17 protein-coding genes and 1 pseudogene are annotated in these 17,496 nt (G+C 47.7%); 15 read left to right on the plus strand and 3 right to left on the minus strand.

The window, feature by feature from the left end; genetic code table 11:
* Positions 1 to 6 precede the first annotated feature (6 nt).
* From qoxB to qoxD, 3 genes are read left to right on the plus strand one after another with little or no spacing between them, the layout of a single operon-like run.
* The gene (qoxB, locus tag BR62_RS0101120) at positions 7 to 1,956 is read left to right on the plus strand and encodes a cytochrome aa3 quinol oxidase subunit I (protein ID WP_012118743.1); all 1,950 of its coding nucleotides are present in this window, start codon (positions 7 to 9) and stop codon (positions 1,954 to 1,956) included.
* A 14-nt stretch (positions 1,957 to 1,970) separates the two neighbouring features.
* Positions 1,971 to 2,585: a cytochrome aa3 quinol oxidase subunit III gene (qoxC, locus tag BR62_RS0101125; protein WP_003150930.1), complete on the plus strand. Its 615-nt coding sequence runs from the start codon at positions 1,971 to 1,973 to the stop codon at positions 2,583 to 2,585.
* A gap of 1 nt (position 2,586) precedes the next feature.
* Entirely contained in the window at positions 2,587 to 2,955 is a 369-nt protein-coding gene (qoxD, locus tag BR62_RS0101130; RefSeq protein WP_007614576.1) for a cytochrome aa3 quinol oxidase subunit IV, read from the plus strand.
* Between the two features lie 43 nt (positions 2,956 to 2,998).
* On the opposite strand, the gene ywcE is transcribed toward qoxD, so the two are convergent.
* Positions 2,999 to 3,259 (minus strand): spore morphogenesis/germination protein YwcE, encoded by a 261-nt coding sequence (gene ywcE / locus BR62_RS0101135; RefSeq protein ID WP_003150937.1) that lies wholly within the window; start codon positions 3,257 to 3,259, stop codon positions 2,999 to 3,001.
* Between the two features lie 292 nt (positions 3,260 to 3,551).
* Between ywcE and BR62_RS0101140 the strand changes: the two genes are divergently transcribed.
* The 4 genes from BR62_RS0101140 (at position 3,552) to BR62_RS0101155 (ending at position 7,414) form a co-directional block, all read left to right on the plus strand.
* Positions 3,552 to 4,010, plus strand: coding sequence for a GNAT family N-acetyltransferase (locus tag BR62_RS0101140; RefSeq protein ID WP_032869401.1), 459 nt, complete (start codon positions 3,552 to 3,554; stop codon positions 4,008 to 4,010).
* Positions 4,011 to 4,211: 201 nt separating this feature from the next.
* Positions 4,212 to 5,399 (plus strand): FtsW/RodA/SpoVE family cell cycle protein, encoded by a 1,188-nt coding sequence (locus BR62_RS0101145; RefSeq protein WP_007614568.1) that lies wholly within the window; start codon positions 4,212 to 4,214, stop codon positions 5,397 to 5,399.
* Positions 5,400 to 5,501: 102 nt separating this feature from the next.
* The gene (nfsA, locus tag BR62_RS0101150; RefSeq protein ID WP_007407708.1) at positions 5,502 to 6,251 is read left to right on the plus strand and encodes an oxygen-insensitive NADPH nitroreductase; all 750 of its coding nucleotides are present in this window, start codon (positions 5,502 to 5,504) and stop codon (positions 6,249 to 6,251) included.
* 161 nt (positions 6,252 to 6,412) lie between these two features.
* The gene (locus tag BR62_RS0101155; RefSeq protein ID WP_032869403.1) at positions 6,413 to 7,414 is read left to right on the plus strand and encodes an LLM class flavin-dependent oxidoreductase; all 1,002 of its coding nucleotides are present in this window, start codon (positions 6,413 to 6,415) and stop codon (positions 7,412 to 7,414) included.
* A 41-nt stretch (positions 7,415 to 7,455) separates the two neighbouring features.
* Here the strand turns inward: BR62_RS0101155 and BR62_RS0101160 are convergent, their stop codons facing one another.
* Positions 7,456 to 9,867, minus strand: coding sequence for a S8 family peptidase (locus BR62_RS0101160; protein WP_015240814.1), 2,412 nt, complete (start codon positions 9,865 to 9,867; stop codon positions 7,456 to 7,458).
* Between the two features lie 525 nt (positions 9,868 to 10,392).
* On the opposite strand from BR62_RS0101160, the gene BR62_RS0101165 reads away from it, so the two are divergent.
* The 5 genes from BR62_RS0101165 to BR62_RS0101185 all read left to right on the plus strand — a co-directional run bounded on the left by BR62_RS0101165 (position 10,393) and on the right by BR62_RS0101185 (position 14,937).
* On the plus strand, positions 10,393 to 10,707 hold the full coding sequence (locus BR62_RS0101165) for a hypothetical protein (protein WP_032869405.1): 315 nt from the start codon (positions 10,393 to 10,395) through the stop codon (positions 10,705 to 10,707).
* A 23-nt stretch (positions 10,708 to 10,730) separates the two neighbouring features.
* Positions 10,731 to 11,561, plus strand: a complete 831-nt coding sequence (locus BR62_RS0101170; protein ID WP_007407705.1) for a PRD domain-containing protein — start codon at positions 10,731 to 10,733, stop codon at positions 11,559 to 11,561.
* A 218-nt stretch (positions 11,562 to 11,779) separates the two neighbouring features.
* On the plus strand, positions 11,780 to 13,162 hold the full coding sequence (locus BR62_RS0101175; RefSeq protein WP_007614557.1) for a sucrose-specific PTS transporter subunit IIBC: 1,383 nt from the start codon (positions 11,780 to 11,782) through the stop codon (positions 13,160 to 13,162).
* Positions 13,159 to 14,598, plus strand: coding sequence for a sucrose-6-phosphate hydrolase (locus BR62_RS0101180; RefSeq protein ID WP_032869407.1), 1,440 nt, complete (start codon positions 13,159 to 13,161; stop codon positions 14,596 to 14,598). The genes BR62_RS0101175 and BR62_RS0101180 overlap by 4 nt, the downstream gene beginning before the upstream one ends.
* 63 nt (positions 14,599 to 14,661) lie before the next feature.
* A complete protein-coding gene (locus tag BR62_RS0101185; protein WP_042635591.1) occupies positions 14,662 to 14,937 on the plus strand; it encodes a hypothetical protein in 276 nt (91 codons plus the stop codon).
* Positions 14,938 to 14,968: 31 nt separating this feature from the next.
* On the opposite strand, the gene BR62_RS0101190 is transcribed toward BR62_RS0101185, so the two are convergent.
* Positions 14,969 to 15,781 (minus strand): bifunctional hydroxymethylpyrimidine kinase/phosphomethylpyrimidine kinase, encoded by an 813-nt coding sequence (locus BR62_RS0101190; protein WP_007407701.1) that lies wholly within the window; start codon positions 15,779 to 15,781, stop codon positions 14,969 to 14,971.
* A 149-nt stretch (positions 15,782 to 15,930) separates the two neighbouring features.
* On the opposite strand from BR62_RS0101190, the gene BR62_RS0101195 reads away from it, so the two are divergent.
* The 3 genes and pseudogenes from BR62_RS0101195 to BR62_RS0101205 all read left to right on the plus strand — a co-directional run bounded on the left by BR62_RS0101195 (position 15,931) and on the right by BR62_RS0101205 (position 17,468).
* The gene (locus BR62_RS0101195) at positions 15,931 to 16,269 is read left to right on the plus strand and encodes a PadR family transcriptional regulator (RefSeq protein WP_003150960.1); all 339 of its coding nucleotides are present in this window, start codon (positions 15,931 to 15,933) and stop codon (positions 16,267 to 16,269) included.
* Positions 16,262 to 16,896 (plus strand): annotated as a pseudogene (locus BR62_RS0101200) (permease prefix domain 1-containing protein). Before BR62_RS0101195 ends, BR62_RS0101200 begins: the two are co-directional and overlap by 8 nt.
* Before the next feature lie 44 nt (positions 16,897 to 16,940).
* Complete coding sequence (locus BR62_RS0101205) at positions 16,941 to 17,468, plus strand: hypothetical protein (RefSeq protein WP_007407699.1); 528 nt, start codon at positions 16,941 to 16,943, stop codon at positions 17,466 to 17,468.
* Positions 17,469 to 17,496 lie beyond the last annotated feature (28 nt).

Here is a 17,496-nt window from a genome sequence, read left to right on the forward strand (position 1 = left end):
GCCCGAATGAAATTGAGATGGGATGAATTTTTTGTAACAGGTGACCCATTAATTCTGGGCGCACAAGTTTCCATTGCGCTTTCCACTATCGCTATCATCGTTGTACTCACATACTTCAAAAAGTGGAAATGGCTCTGGTCTGAATGGCTGACGTCTGTAGACCATAAGAAACTTGGAATCATGTACATTATCTCTGCTGTTATCATGCTGTTCCGCGGCGGGGTCGACGGCTTGATGATGCGCGCCCAGTTAGCGCTTCCTAATAACAGTTTTTTAGACTCAAACCACTATAATGAGATCTTTACGACTCACGGTACGATCATGATTATCTTCATGGCGATGCCGTTTTTAATCGGTCTGATTAACGTTGTCGTACCTTTGCAGATCGGTGCGCGCGACGTAGCATTCCCTTACTTGAACAACCTGAGTTTCTGGACGTTCTTCGTAGGTGCGATGCTATTCAATATTTCTTTCGTTATCGGAGGTTCTCCGAACGCAGGCTGGACGAGTTACATGCCGCTGGCAAGCAACGACATGAGTCCCGGGCCTGGTGAGAACTTCTACCTGCTCGGTCTTCAGATTGCCGGTATCGGTACGCTGATGACGGGTATCAACTTTATGGTGACGATCCTGAAAATGCGTACGAAAGGCATGACGCTGATGCGTATGCCGATGTTCACATGGACGACGCTGATTACAATGGTTATTATCGTATTCGCCTTCCCTGTTTTGACAGTGGCATTGGCGCTGTTATCATTTGACCGTTTGTTCGGCGCTCACTTTTTCACGCTGGAAGCCGGCGGTATGCCGATGCTTTGGGCTAACTTGTTCTGGATTTGGGGACACCCTGAAGTATATATCGTTATCTTACCGGCATTCGGTATTTTCTCTGAAATTATTTCAGCGTTTGCAAGAAAGCAGTTATTCGGTTACAAAGCGATGGTCGGCTCAATTATCGCCATTTCCGTCCTGAGTTTCCTTGTATGGACTCACCACTTCTTCACAATGGGGAACAGTGCGTCTGTTAACTCTTTCTTCTCGATTACAACGATGGCGATTTCGGTTCCGACCGGGGTTAAAATCTTTAACTGGCTCTTTACGATGTATAAAGGCCGAATCAGTTTTACAACACCGATGCTGTGGGCGCTCGCGTTCATCCCGAACTTCGTTGTCGGCGGGGTAACAGGGGTTATGCTTGCGATGGCTGCAGCGGATTATCAATACCATAATACGTACTTCCTCGTATCTCACTTCCACTATGTGCTGATCGCGGGTACGGTATTTGCATGTTTCGCAGGATTTATTTTCTGGTATCCGAAAATGTTCGGTCACAAGCTGAACGAAAGAATCGGAAAATGGTTCTTCTGGATCTTTATGATCGGATTTAATGTATGTTTCTTCCCTCAATACTTCTTGGGGCTGCAAGGTATGCCTCGCCGTATTTACACATACGGACCGAATGACGGATGGACTGCATTGAACTTTATTTCAACTGTCGGAGCCTTCATGATGGGTGTCGGATTCTTAATCCTTTGTTACAACATCTACTACAGCTTCCGCTACTCTACTCGCGAGATCAGCGGAGATTCATGGGGCGTGGGACGTACGCTTGAGTGGGCGACTTCATCTGCGATTCCGCCGCATTACAACTTTGCGGTGCTTCCTGAAGTGAAATCTCAAGATGCGTACCTGCAATTGAAAGAAGACAAAACGGATATTCATCCGGAAAGCAAGTTCAAGAAAATCCATATGCCGCACAACTCCGGAAGACCGCTTATTATGTCAGTGGCGTTCGGTATTGCAGGCTTCGGACTTGTATTTGAATGGTTCTGGATGGGCATTGTCGGCTTGATCGGCATTCTGCTTTGCATGGTGCTTCGTTCATTTGAATATGACAATGGCTACTATATACCTGTTGAAGAAATAAAAGAGACGGAAAGAAAGATTTCCGAATAAAGGAGGCGTGATTTATGGAACATGCAGAACACGGCAATTCTAACGCGCCTATGGAATATCAATCTGAAACCGGCAGACTCAATATTCTCGGGTTTTGGATCTTTTTAGGGGCAGAGATTGTGTTGTTCTCAACACTATTTGCAACCTTCTTCGTTCTTCAAAGAAGAACAGCAGGAGGAGTCTTACCGGCTGAATTATTTGAAGTGAAGCTTGTCATGATCATGACATTCCTGCTTCTGATCAGCAGTTTCACCTGCGGGATCGCTGTTCATGAAATGCGTCGCGGAAGTTTAAAAGGCGTCGTCATTTGGACGATCATTACGCTTCTTCTTGGCGCGGGCTTCGTCGGATGTGAGCTTAACGAGTTCATCCACTATGTACATGAAGGAGCATCTCTCGGTACAAGTGCTTTCTGGTCTGGATTCTTCGTCCTTCTGGGAACGCACGGAACGCACGTAACGATCGGTATCTTCTGGATTGCCGGCATCTTACTGCAATTGAAGAAACGCGGATTAACGCCGCAGACGTCTTCAAAAATCTTTATCTCAAGTTTATACTGGCACTTCTTAGACGTTGTTTGGATCTTCATCTTTACAGGCGTCTATCTCATCGGATTGGGGGGACTATAATATGGCAAACAAATCTGCTGAACACAGCCACTTTCCGTGGAAGCATATCGTAGGTTTTGCGTTGTCTATTATTCTGACCCTGCTGGCCCTTTGGGTTGCGGTATATACGGATTTAAGCTCATCAGCAAAACTCTGGATCATTTTCGGATTCGCATTTATCCAAGCCGGTCTTCAGCTTCTCATGTTCATGCACATGACAGAAAGCGAAAACGGCGGAATTCAAGTCGGAAACACGCTCTTCGGATTTTTCGGAGCGATTGTTATCATCCTTGGTTCCATCTGGATCTTTGCGGCGCACTACCATCACGGTGACCATATGGATGGAAACCCTCCTGGCGGTGCGAAGCATCATTCCGAACATCAGGAATAAAAAGAAACCCTCTTCGTTTATGCGAAGAGGGTTTTTTGTGCCTTTATTGGCTTCTTCTCCGGCGCAGTCGCGGAAGGCCGTAAATGATAAAGGCGGCGATATGGGCAACGATGACGTTGACGGCAAACAGGATGATCATAAGTGTGTGGCCGAGAGGGGATAGGCTGCTGGTTGCGTAAAAGTAGAAGAAAACCCACATGAGAATAATTGGCGGTATGGCCGAAAGAGCGACTTTTTTGTTATCCAGCCAGATAAAGAGGGGTGTTGCGCTTGCGACCAGTAAATAAGCAAAAAACATGTCCATCTTACATGTCTCCTTTCATTTTATGGGAGCGTTTCCAAAATGAAATACAGAGAATAAAATGTGTCTGTTTTGTGGTCGTTTTTTGAACATTTTGTTACAATTATTATACCATGTTTTCCAATTTTTGATACCGCTTTTTCGAGAAATGTATTGCAACTATTGCCTCATTTTTGGATAGGTACAAGAAACCGGAAAGGCCAAATACCCTGTCACATTTCCGGACAATGGAATGGCGCAGGCTGTGAACCTTTGCTATGGTCAAAGAAAATATGCACAGCAAGGGTGGTTTGAAGTGGACGTAAGGAAAGAAGATGTCACAGCGCCGGATGTCTTTGCGCTTTTGCAGGATCATCTGAAGAGCATGACCATGCATTCTCCTCCGGAAAGTATACATGCGCTCAATGCGGACCGGCTGCGTCAGCCTGACGTTACGTTTTGGAGTGCGAGGGAAAACGGCATCCTGCTCGGCTGCGGTGCCTTAAAGGAGCTAAACAGCCGGCACGGTGAGATCAAATCAATGAAAACCTCTCCGCATCATGTCAGAAAAGGCGTTGCCAACCGGATCCTCCGCCATATGCTTGAAGAAGCAAGGCGGCGGGGCTATCAGCGGATCAGCTTAGAAACCAGTTCTATGGAGGCTTTTCTCCCCGCCAGACGCCTGTATGAAAAAGCCGGGTTTCAATATTGTGATCCGTTTGCACATTATAAAGAGGACCCGAACAGCTTGTTTATGACGTTAAACATAGGCTGAAACCCCTTTTCTGACGAGAAGGGGTTTTTTATCGGAAAAGTTTCATCATGACCGAAACATTTCCTTTTCTGACACGTCATATGTCGTGTAGTCCCCAAACCGTAAAAAATAAAAAGGAAGCAACCTCATCATGTTTTCTTGAACGGTGTTCATGTATAATAAACAATAGTGACTTCCGATGAAAATGTAAGGCGGGATAGAATGAGTCGATATAAGAAACAGCAAAATCCCTATTATCAGGGGGATTTGATTTTTATATTTGGTGTGTTTTTAATAATTAGTGTTGCGGCGATTTATGCGGCCGGACAGTTCGGGCAGTACGGAAGTGATGCCTGGATGAGACAGATCGTCTTTTATGTCATCGGAGCCGGTCTCATGGTCAGTATCATGTATTTTGATTTAGAGCAGCTTGAAAAACTGAGTCTGTACGTGTTAATTGCCGGCGTGCTGTCGCTGCTCCTTTTACGTGTGGCGCCGGAATCCATCGCGCCGATTAAAAACGGAGCGAAGAGCTGGTTTAAAATCGGCAGCTTTACCCTCCAGCCCTCTGAGTTCACGAAAATAGGAATTATGATGATGGTCGCGTCCATTATATCGAAGGCGGGCCCGAAGGATCAAAGGTCACTTCGGGAAGATGTGAATCTGCTTTTGAAAATTGCGGCATGGACGGTTATTCCGATCGGGATGATCGTTTTGCAGGATGCCGGAACGGGTGCGATCTGTCTGTTCATCGTTATGGTGATGGTGTTTATGTCGGGTGTGAACTGGAAGCTGATCACCATCATCGGCGGTTCGGCCGCGCTTGTGCTTGGCCTTTTCTTAGTGCTGGTGATTGAATTTCCCCATGTGGCGAATTCAATCGGCATTGCGGATTATCAAATTAACCGGATTACATCGTGGATGTCTGACTCCAGTGCGGCAACGACTCAGGCAGAGAGCGATAAAAGCTGGCAGGTGGATCAGGCCGTTATGGCGATCGGATCGGGCGGCATTACCGGAAACGGCGTTCATAATCTGAAGGTGTACGTACCTGAGGGACAGACCGACTTTATCTTTGCGATTTTGGGTGAAAGTTTTGGATTTTTAGGCTGCGCCATTGCGGTTGTCATGTTTTTCTTTTTAATTTACAGACTTGTGGTGCTGATTGACCGCTTGCATGCGTTTAACCGATTTGGCGCGTTTTTTTGCGTAGGATTTACTGCACTTATCGTGATTCACACCTTCCAGAACATCGGGATGAATATCGGCATTATGCCGGTTACCGGTATTCCGCTGCTGTTTGTCAGCTATGGGGGGAGCTCGGTGCTTTCTACATTAATCAGCTTCGGGATCGTATATAACGCAAGTGTGCAGCTGACGAAATATAAAAGCTACTTGTTCAATTCTTAATGTGAGACGGCTCGTTTTTCGGGCTGTCTTTTTTTGTTTAGAGCATTTCGCTTTTGACATGATTCCCTTTCGGATATGATATAGAAAGAAGGAGGCTTTTATATGAACAATACCATCGAAACCATACTTAATCATCGGTCGATCCGATCATTTACTGACGAGCTTCTGACAGCAGAAGAGATAGATACATTAGTGAAAAGCGCCCAGGCGGCGTCAACGTCCAGTTACGTGCAGGCTTACTCCATCATCGGCGTAACCGATAAGGAGAAAAAGCGGAAGCTGGCGGCACTGGCCGGAAACCAGCCTTACGTCGAGAATAATGGGCACTTGTTTGTGTTTTGCGCTGATTTGTACCGTCATAAAAAACTTGCTGAGGAAAAAGGCGAAAACATTACCGAGCTTCTTGAGAATACAGAAATGTTTATGGTCAGCGTCATTGATGCCGCACTTGCCGCACAAAACGTAAGTGTTGCCGCGGAATCAATGGGACTTGGCATTTGTTATATCGGAGGCATTCGAAATGAACTTGATCAGGTGACGGAAGTGCTTGGAACGCCTGACCATGTGCTGCCGCTGTTCGGCTTGGTAGTCGGTCATCCCGCTCATCCGTCCGGTCAAAAGCCGCGCCTGCCGAAACAAGCCGTATATCATGAAAACACGTACGATACGAATGAAGAACACTTCCGCAGTTATATGAAGGAATATGATGAAACCATTTCCGCTTATTATGATAAACGGACAAACGGCAAGCGGGTTGAAACGTGGTCTGATCAAATCCTGCAGTTCATGAAACAAAAACCGAGAACCTATTTAAATCAATATGTAAAAGATAAAGGTTTTCAAAAGAATTAAGAAAAAACCTCTCCTGACCGGGAGAGGTTTTTATGTTTCACGTGTAACATATTTCGACAAAATGGAACAAGGTATATAAATGTTTATCATCAGGGATGCTTATAAGCATGCAGAAAGAAAAAACGGCTTAGCAGTGGTACGATGTTGATGAGGTGACAGTGATGATTTCATTAAGCATATTAGATCAATCTCCTGTATCAGAAGGGAGTTCCGCGGAAAGTGCTCTGCGGAATACAGTAAGACTGGCGCAGGAGGCGGAAAAGCTCGGATATAAGAGGTTTTGGGTGTCAGAGCATCATTTTTCAGAGCGGTTGGCGGGTTCAAGCCCTGAAGTGCTGATCAGCCATATTGCGGCGAAAACGAATGAGATTCGTGTAGGCTCGGGCGGTGTCATGCTTCCGCATTACAGCGCATATAAGGTGGCGGAGAATTTCCGCGTGCTTGAAGGGTTGACGCCGGGCAGAATCGATCTCGGATTAGGGAGAGCGCCGGGCGGAATGCCGATCGCATCATGGGCGCTGAATGACGGCGGGAAGCGTAACGCTGATCAATATCCGCAGCAGCTTCGTGAGCTGGCGATGTATTTGCATGATGCAGCCGACGACAATCACCGTTTTCCGAATCTGACCGCATCACCCCTTATTAAGACGGCGCCGGAAGTCTGGCTTCTCGGTTCTTCGGGGGAAAGCGCGCTTCTGAGCGCAGAAATGGGAGCAGGCTATATGTTTGCTCACTTTATTAATGGAGAAGGCGGAGAAAGCACGACAGCACAATATAAGCGCAGATTTAAACCTTCTGTATTAGGAAAAGAACCAAACACAGCCGTGGCGGTGTTTGTGCTGTGCGCGGACACGGAGGAGAAAGCGGAGGAACTCGCGGCCGTCATGGATTATACGCTGCTTGCGGGTGAACAGGGGATTCCGCTTCACGGCGTACCGTCTTACGAAACCGTCCGCGGCAATACGTACACACCGTATGAGCAAAGACGAATTGCCGATAATCGGAATCGAATGATCATCGGAACGAAGCAACAAGTGAAAGAACAGATTCTGGCTCTCAGTAAAGCATACGGAACGGAAGAAGTGATGGCTGTAACCATTACTCATCATTTTGAAGATAAACTTCAGTCATACCGGCTGCTTCGTGAAGCTTTTGCCGAATGATCAGAAAGAAACCCTGCTGATGCTCCAGCAGGGTTGTTCGGTTATTCAATGATAAAAGGTTTTTCAGTCAGCACCTGGCTTGATTTCCCTTTGTTCGCGGCATAGGCCAGCATATAATATTCTCCTGCCGGCAGTGCGGTGTCACCATTGACTTTGCCGTTCCAGTCGAAATATTGATAGCCTTTATCCTGCTTTTTGTAGATGCCGGCTTGGCCGACAAAGTCAAGATTGCTGTCATATACAAGGAAGGCAAGCTCTTCGGCTCCCGCCGGAAGATAGGTTTCAATTTGGTAGGTTCCCTGCGTTGTGCCGTCCTGCACGTCGATTGACGTCACGCGCGGATAGTCCGGCTCTTTTACAATCAGCAGCGTCGGCACTTTTGCGACTGTTTTTCCGCCTTCACGCACTGTGACGGTTCCCTCATAGGTGCCTGCCTTTACTTTTTTGGCATTGACCTTTACTTTCGCATTGACCTTTCCGGTTTGATGAGCGGGGATCACGACCCGGTCTGTGCCCGAAACGGTAATGCCCGTGCCGTTGAAAGAGTACTCGAGCTGATATGATTTTCTGATGGACGATTGATTTTCAATCGTAAAGGTTTCTTTTTTCGTTTCATTGCCTTTGTCTTTCATAAACGTTCCGTAAGAATAACTTCCCGGGGCGACAAGGGAGTCTGCTTTGATCGCCTTCATGATTCTGATGCTTCCGGCACCTTGCGCATTATGCGGGTATACGTCACCGTCCGCGTCCGTTAAGGTTTCCGCCGTGTTCATGAGAGCGGCTTTTATTTGTTCCGGGCTCCATTTCGGTTTGGCCTGCTTGATGACGGCAGCTGCGCCGGCTACATGCGGGGAAGCCATGCTCGTTCCCTGCTTCGATCCGTAGCCGTACGGGTCGGCCGGATCATGGGTCGGAATGGTGCTGACGATGTTTACGCCGGGAGCGGAGACGTCAGGTTTAATCATCCACGTGTCCATAACCGGACCGCGTGACGAAAAGTCTGCCATTTGTTCAGTGAGCGATTTAGCCACGGATAAATTGAATGTCGCTTTTGTGCCGCCCGCTTTTAATTGGCTGACGAGTTTTTCGCCGTCTTCTGATGAAAGCTTAATCGTCGGCACGGACATGCCCGGTACGTTGGCTTCAATTTCTCCCGGGGCATTGTTATACACAACCATACCGATCGCGCCCGCTTTTTTGGCGTTGTCTGCTTTATCCACAAAGGCGATGCTGCCCCGTTTGACGACCGCGACTTTTCCTTTCAGATCTTTGCCTTCAAAATCCTTTTGCTCGCCGATCCCCGCCTCTATGAGCTCTGTTTCTTTTTTATTCAGTGCTTTTATGTCATCTTCTTTGTTGTAGCCCATTACTTTCGCTGAGGAATAGGAACCGAAGGACACGGCGTACTCGTTCAGCGGCAGCTGGGTCGCTCCGACGGAGATGGCTTCTCTGGACGTTCCCGGAGAGCCGACGGTCCAATTGTTCGGTCCGCTGTTTCCGTTTGATGTAACGGCCGTGACGCCTTCTGACATCGCCCAGTCAAGCGCCGTGCTTGTCGCCCAGTCTGGGTTATTCACAGAATTGCCGAGAGAAAGGTTCATGACATCCGCTCCGTCCTGTACCGCGCGTTCGATGCCGGCGATGACGTTCTCCGTTGTTCCGCTTCCGCCCGGACCGAGCACACGGTAGGCAAGGAGTGTAGCATCCGGCGCAACGCCTTTAATCGTTCCGTTTGCCGCTACCGTGCCCGCGACATGGGTTCCGTGGTCAGTCGACGCGCCTCTCGGATCACCGGACGGCGTTTCTTCAGGATCGTAATCGTTATCCACAAAATCGTATCCTTTATATTGTCCGAAATTTTTCTTTAAGTCAGGGTGTTTATATTCGACACCGGTGTCAATAATGGCAACCTTGACGCCTTTACCCGTATAGCCGAGCTTCCACGCGTCATTTGCCCCTATATAAGGCGCGCTGTCATCCATCTGCGGAGACACGGCATCCTTAGATAGGGTGATGTCTTTATCTTTGAGCTGATCGGTATGATAGGTGACATTCGGATAAACCGCTTTGACATCCTGATCACTCAGCAGTTTGGGGATTTCATTTGCCGGGAGTTTCATGGAGAAGCCGGAAAACACTTGCTCATATTCCCTGTTGATTTTTCCGTGTTTAATGGTTTTGAGCGCTTTCTTTTTCACTTTTGCGCGTTCGCTTTTCAGCTTGCTTTTTGTCTGTGCTTTGCCGAGTTCCTTTGCTTCCGCCAGTGACTTTTCCTTCAGCTCCACGATGACTGTCGTTTGTTTGCCGGTGGTCATATCAATGTCACCGAACACCTCAGCCTTCTCAAGATCAGGAGTTTGCGGTTTTGAAGCCGGCGCAGCCTGTGAACTTGTGGATAAGGTAAAGGATAAGACAAAAGCCGGAAGCAGATAACGGATGATTCCTTTTTTCAATCGTGTTTCCCCCTTTTTCTTTATCTAAATTAGAAATCTAGTATATATTTCTTGAAAATTCAAAATAATCCTTGTGTCATATGACTCATTTATGGAAATTGGTCTGTGAATAAGGAGGGAGTTATACACAGAATCCTGTGTATAACTGAATAAATTTGTGTATATATATTGTTGGGAACGAGTGTTCCTATACAAAATATAGATCGAGTTTGTGGATATGTGGATATGCCCTGTGTTTAAGCTGTGCTTAACCAAGGGATAAGGTGTGTATAATTTTTTTTATCGGCTTTTCCATTTTTCAGGTCATTTCCATCAGCTTTCAACAAAACTTCTGAAAACTAGTTTGTTTTTTCACTCATATTGTGACAAACAATTCGCCCGGCCGCGTCTATCATAGAGTCATAGGGTTGCTAGACCCGCTAGTTTTTAGCGGAGAAGGATCGGCCGCCTTTTCCGTTAAAGCGGAGAGAAAAACAGGCCTGCGAACAAGCTGTCTGTCAAAAAGAAGCGGAGGGATGATTTGCAATGAAACGTTTGCTAGTATCTTTACGGGTGTGGATGGTCTTTCTGATGAACTGGATGGCGCCGGGTAACGGAAGATATCCATTAGCCGCCGTGTACGGAAACCAAGTGGCTTATCATAAGAAAGCGAAGCGGACGGCTGGGGCTTTTTCGTTTGTGAGCCGTGTCCGATCGGTGGATTTGACCGATGAAACGAAATCGGCCCGCGGCAGGCTGGATAAAAACCGATGGATGCCTGTCCGCAAAGAATTGCCGAAACGGGAGCGCGCGGGTCCGGCACCTTTACATCATATGAAAAAGAGGGTACAATCCCACTAAACATATGAACGGGAGCGAACCTCTTGAGAATAGACAAAGTATTAAATAACAATGCGGCGTTAATAAAAGAAGACGGACGGGAAAAGATCGTAATGGGTCCCGGAATCGCTTTTCAAAAGAGAAAAAATGATGTGATTCAAAAACATAAAATTGAAAAAATATTTGTCGTGCACGACGAAAATGAAAAGTTCAAACAAGTGTTAGAAACGCTTCCCGAAGAGCATATAGAGGCGGCTGAAGATATCATCAGCCATGCGGAGGGAGAGCTTGCGGCACCTTTGAGCGATCACATCCACATTGCGCTGGCGGACCATTTATCCTTTGCGATCGAAAGGATTCAAAACGGCCTTCAGGTGCATAACCGATTGCTTCATGAAATTAAGGCGCTTTATAAAAAAGAATATGAGATCGGCCGCTGGGCGGTTGAACACGTGAAACAAACCCTCGGTATATCATTGCCTGATGATGAGGCGGGGTATATCGCGCTTCATATCCACACTGCCAAGGCGGATGCCAAAAGCATGTATTCGGCGATGAAGCATACAACCATGATCAAAGAAATGATCGAAAAGATCGAATCCTTTTTCGAACAGAAGGTGGATGAAGACAGTATTTCCTATCAGCGCCTCGTCACGCACTTACGGTATGCGGTCAGCCGGTTGGACTCAAATGAAGCACTCCATTCCATGGACGAGGAGATGCTTTATTTCATCCAAAAAAAGTATCCGTTTGCTTATCGGTGTGCGCTTGAACTGGCGGCGTTTTTAAAAACTGAATATGATTTGGAGCTGCCGGAATCCGAGGCCGGCTATATCACGCTGCATGTCCAGCGTCTGCAAAAAAACCCGGAATAACGCGTCTGTTTCGAGAAACAGACTTTTTTTTTGAAAACATATTGACGAAAGCGCTATCATGGAATAGAATGAAAGCGCATTAAAAAACTGAATCCGGCGGGATTGTGACTGGTAATGCAGGCAAGACCTAAAATTTGCGTACATGAAAAAGGGATTATGCTGACCTTTTTCGTTGGCGAATTTTAGGTCTTTTTTGATTTTAGAAAGGGGGATACATCATGAATTATCAAGAAACGGCAAAACAGCTTATCAAACATATCGGAGGGGAATCAAATATCATCAGCGCGACACATTGCGCGACGCGGCTCAGGCTCGTCATTCAAGATGAACAGAAGATCAGCCAGGCCGGCATTGAAGAAATAGAAGGCGTAAAAGGGGCTTTCAGCAGCTCGGGGCAATATCAGATTATATTCGGCACCGGCCTCGTGAATAAAGTGTATGACGCTTTTTCAAAAGAAGCCGATTTGGGGCGGGAGGATCGTGAGACACATCAGGACGCAGCGAAAAAAAAGCTGAATCCGGCCGCAAGATTTGCGAAGACACTGTCTAACATATTCGTTCCCATCATTCCGGCTATCGTGGCAAGCGGACTTTTAATGGGGCTGCTCGGCATGATGAAGGCTTTTCACTGGGTGTCTGAACAATCATCGCTGTTTAAGCTTTTAGACATGTTTTCAAGCGCGGCGTTTATCTTCCTGCCCGTATTCATCGGGTTCAGCGCGGCGAAGGAATTTGGCGGTAATGCCTATCTCGGTGCCGTGCTCGGGGGAATTATGATCCATCCGGCGCTTTTGAATCCGTGGGGGCTTGCGGATGCATCGCCTGATTTTATGCAGCTCTTCGGCTTCGACATTGCGCTGCTCGGCTACCAAGGGACGGTCATCCCCGTACTGTTAGCCGTTTACATTATGAGCAAAGTGGAAAAGGGCACGAGAAAAATTGTGCCTCACGCATTCGATTTATTGGTCACGCCCTTTGTCACGGTGATTGTCACAGGATTTATCACCTTTATCGCAATCGGTCCGCTTGGCAGGGCGATCGGATCAGGCATTACCGTCTCGCTGACATATGTGTATGATCATGCGGGCATTGTTGCCGGACTGCTTTTCGGCGGTCTTTATCCGCTTATTGTGCTTACCGGTGTGCATCACAGCTTTCATGCGATTGAGGCCGGTCTCATCGCTGATTTGGGCAGAAACTATATCCTTCCTATCTGGTCGATGGCGAATGTCGCTCAGGGCGCGGCGGGACTGGCTGTATTTTTCCTGACGAAAAAAGCGAAAATGAAAGAAATCGCTCTGCCGGCCGCCTTTTCCGCTTTTCTCGGTGTAACCGAACCAGTCATTTTCGGTGTGAACCTAAGATACCGCAAGCCGTTTATCGCGGGAATGATCGGCGGAGCGCTGGGAGGAGCCTATGTCGTGGTGACCGGTGTCGCCGCCAATGCCTACGGTCTGACCGGAATTCCGATGATTGCCATCACGGCTCCGCTCGGTTTAGGAAATCTTATAAACTATCTGATCGGAATGGGCATCGCCTCTGTCTCGGCGTTTATTGCCGCTTACATTATGGGAGCTAAAGAAAAGGAGGCCGTCAAATGAGGACACCGGATCAAGAGCTGCGCCTGCAGGCTGAGGAAGCAAAAAAGAAGCGGGGAGAAACAGCCGCGTCAGATCCATACCGCCAGAACTATCATATTATGCCGCCGGTCGGGCTTTTAAATGATCCGAACGGCGTGATCCAATGGAACGGCGTATATCACTTGTTTTTTCAATGGCAGCCATTTCATACGGGGCACGGCGCGAAATTTTGGGCGCATGTGACGACGAAGGATTTCGTTGAGTGGAAAGAGGAAGAAATTGCGCTTGCGCCGGGTGAGTGGTATGACAAAAACGGCTGCTATTCCGGAAGCGCCATCGAAAAAGACGGGCGGCTCTGCCTGATGTACACAGGCAATGTCCGTGACGGAGAAGGCAATCGGGAAACGTATCAATGCCTCGCCGTATCCGAAGACGGGATCGTATTTGAAAAAAAAGGAGTCGTCGCGCGTCTCCCGGAAGGCTATACCGCTCATTTCCGTGATCCGAAGGTTTGGAAGAAAGACGGAGCGTATTACATGGTGCTCGGCGCGCAGACAGAAAAGCTCACCGGAAGCGCTGTATTGTTCACATCAGAGAACTTGATGGATTGGACGTTTCTCGGTGCGATTGCGGGGGCGGACTCCGGCGGTCTCGGGTCATTCGGTTATATGTGGGAATGTCCCGACCTGTTTTCCCTTGACGGAACCGACGTGCTGCTCGTATGTCCGCAGGGGCTTGAAGCCGACGGGATAGAATATCATAACAGCCACCAGGCGGGCTATTTCCTCGGCAGGCTGCATACAGAGCCGCCAGAATTTAAGCACGGTGAATTTACGGAGCTTGACAGAGGATTTGATTTTTACGCGGCGCAGACGCTGGAAGATGATAAGGGACGGAGAATTCTGTTCGCGTGGATGGGCGTTCCGGATCAGCATGAGGACAAACATCCGACACATGCGTATCACTGGATTCACTGCTTAACGATGCCGAGACAGCTGTCACTGTCCAACGGCAGAATCATACAGCGCCCGCTTTCGGAAATGAAATCACGCCGCACGGATGAACAAAAGCGCCGTCTTCAATTGAATTGCTCGTCTGTAAGCCTCCCGGTGAAAGATGCGTCCCGGGCTGAAGTGCTGCTGGAGGACATCACTTGCGAATCCGGTTTTGAAATCTCAATTCGGGGCGCGGCCCGGTTTATATTTCATCAGGAAGAGGGGCTGGCTGTGCTGGAGCGCACCGCTTTCAGCGGAGAAGAAAAAGAAAAGAGAAGCTGCGCCATCAGCGAGGTGCATTCCGTGCAGCTCTTTCTGGATGCATCCTCGATTGAATTGTTTTTGAATGATGGAGAAGAGGTATTCAGCGCCAGATATTTTCCTTTCCCGGGAAATGATGACGTAACCGTCACTTCGGCAGGAAAAACGGAAATAAATGGCTCGATTTGGACACTTTTGTAGAAAATCGTTCTTTTTTCTTATGTGAAACCTATGCCATCTGTGCTATTCTTCAAACGAAAGCCTATGATTCCAGGAATAAAAGGAGTTGTTTTCTCAGTTTTGAAAAATCAGAAGATGACGCCGAAATGTTTACTTGTCAAAGCCGCAGAGCAAGTGGAAGATAAGCGGGAAGAATATAAAGAAGTATTGCTTCAGCTGAATCGCATGCTCAAGAGAGCTGAGCCGCACAATGAATGGAGTGATCGGCTGATGCATACATATGAACAGATGAAGGAATATGCGCTGTTTGTGCAGTCTATTGAGATGTTTTTGCGGTCATCCGCGAAAAAAATGAAATAATCCCCCTCGGGTAATGAGGGGGATATTTATTTTATTTTCCGCTAAGACGCATCGCCGAATGTTTAGTCGGTCCGATGTATTGGTTCAGCGGGAAGGATTCTTTGATTGCCGCGGTGATAAATTCTTTTGCCGCATAGATGGCTTCCTTCACTTCAGAGCCTTTGGCCAGTTCTGCCGTCACGGCGGCGGAGAATGTGCATCCGGCTCCGTGCGTGTAAGGTGTATCAATCATTTCGCTTTCTAATACTTCCGCGGTTTCTCCGTCATACAGCACGTCGATCGCTTTTTCATGTTTCAATTTGCCTCCGCCTGTAATCAATACATATTTCGCGCCGAGTTCGTGAATTTTCTTGGCCGCTTCTTTCATGTCTTCCACCGTTTTTAATTCATCCATACCGCTCAGCTGGCTTGCTTCAAACAGGTTTGGCGTGATGACGGTTGCCAGAGGCGCCAATTGGGTGCGAAGCGCTTCGGCATGCTCCGGATACAGTACTTCGTTCGCTCCTTTGCAGACCATGACAGGATCGATAACGACATTCTTCAGCTGTTTTTCTTTAATCGTTTTCGCCGCAAGCTCTATGATCTCCACGGTAGGGAGCATTCCCGTTTTCATGGCGTCTACGCCGATTCCGTCAACAATCGTCGCCAGCTGTGCGCGAATCGTATCGGCATCGATCGGAAATACTTGATGATCCCAGCTGTTCTCCGGGTCCATCGCTACGATCACGGTCAAAGCCGTCATTCCGTATACGTTTTTTTCTTGAAATGTTTTTAAATCGGCCTGAATTCCCGCGCCGCCGCTGGAATCAGAACCGGCAATAGTAAGTGCTTTGTGCATTGACATATCAATGGCCTCCATCAGTGTTTTATATCTCATTATAGTTAGATTTTCTTCCGATCACAATACGGAAGGCTTGGAGGAATGATTTGACAGCCGCGGGGGATGTGCGTACAATACCTACATAAGAATACTAGGTAAGGGTGAGAAAATAAATGCTCAACAGGGAGCTTGTAAAGGGAAGCACGGTCATTCTGGTGCTGACGCTGCTGAATGAACGGCCCATGTACGGGTATGAACTTGTGAAAGAAATGGAGAAAAGAAGCGGGAATGAACTGCAAATGAAGGAAGGCACGCTGTACCCATCGCTTCATAAGCTTGAACGCCAAAGCTATATTTCTTCTTACTGGGAAAAGCAGACCAAAGGGCCGGACCGAAAATATTACCGGATCACCGATGAAGGAAAAAACATTCTAGCCGAACGGACGAAGGAATGGAATCTGTTCTCTGCTCTGATGGACCGGATGCTGAAGCGGGGCGGGCAGAATGGATAAGGACCTTTATGTGCAGGAAATCAGAAAAGGGCTCGAGGGCAAGTCCGGAAGCCGTGAATTATTAAAAGAAATCGAAAGCCATATTCATCATGCCATTTGTGATCATCTGGAAAAAGGCAAAACCGAAAGCGAAGCGATGGAGCTTATTCTGCGGGAAGTGGGGACTCCGTCTGAGATTATCTCTGCTTTTCAAAAAGCTTCGGCGGTGCCCGCGCGGACTTTTATGCTCTTTTATCTGTTCTGCAACTGCGGTCTTTTTGTGATGGGGGCGATGATTACGATGATGCACGCGTGGAGGATTCATCCCGCTGTTGACGCGCTGTGGAAAGGGATTTCCGTGTCAGTGTGGCTGATTATGATCGGTTATGTGCTGTATGGTTCCAAATCGGCTATCAAGCTGGCAAAGAGTTCGGGGCTGGCGGCAAAAAGCTTGCTGAGCGGACGGTATGGGCTTCAATGGTGCCGAATCTATGTTTTATGTTTGTCTTCTTGTTCAATCTGGTTCCGGCTGGGCTGTTTCCTTCGGCGGTCACACCGAGTTTTGCGGCAGTATGCGCCGTTGTGACGGTATGTTTTCCGTTTTGCGGAAAAATAGGTTTTTACGCAGGCAGGCAGAGACTTGCCTGATCTTTTTCACTATATACATAGGGGATCTATATAGGGGTGTTAAAATGAGATTAGGTTCGTGGATGTACGGCGCGTGCGCCCAAATAGCCGTAACCGTATTTACCGTCTGCAGCTTGGTTCTTGCATTGCCCGTTGTGAGTCTTTTTATTATGGTTCTGAATGGGATGCAAGACGCTGTTTTTGTTGTTTTCAGTATTTTGCTTCTTCTATTATTTTATGCGCTGGGATGGATTTGGGCCGTTTCGTTTGCGCGTGAGTGGAAGGTGAAACTTTTCGAGCTGCAGATCAGTTCGCTCATTCCGCTGGCGGGTATATTATACTTGTACATTGACAGCGGGGTGAGTATACCGGAACTGATTCATGATTGGCATGAGGATGGATGTGCGCTTGTCCCGCCGGCTTTTGTCTGCTTGTGCACAAGCTATGCGATGGTGTTGGTGCCTGTTTATCAATCAAAACTTTGGAACGCCATGGAGGCGGGCAGACTTAATGCCAAGGCGGTATGCACTGTTTGGGGAGACCTTCTGATCATTCTCGTTTTGCTGGCGGGCATGACCTGGATTTGTTTCTGAATGGGCCGAAATCAAAAATCCCCCCTGA

Origin of the sequence: Bacillus sp. UNC69MF, assembly GCF_000746035.1 — a bacterium.
In the GTDB taxonomy this organism is placed as follows: Bacteria; Bacillota; Bacilli; order Bacillales; family Bacillaceae; genus Bacillus; species Bacillus velezensis.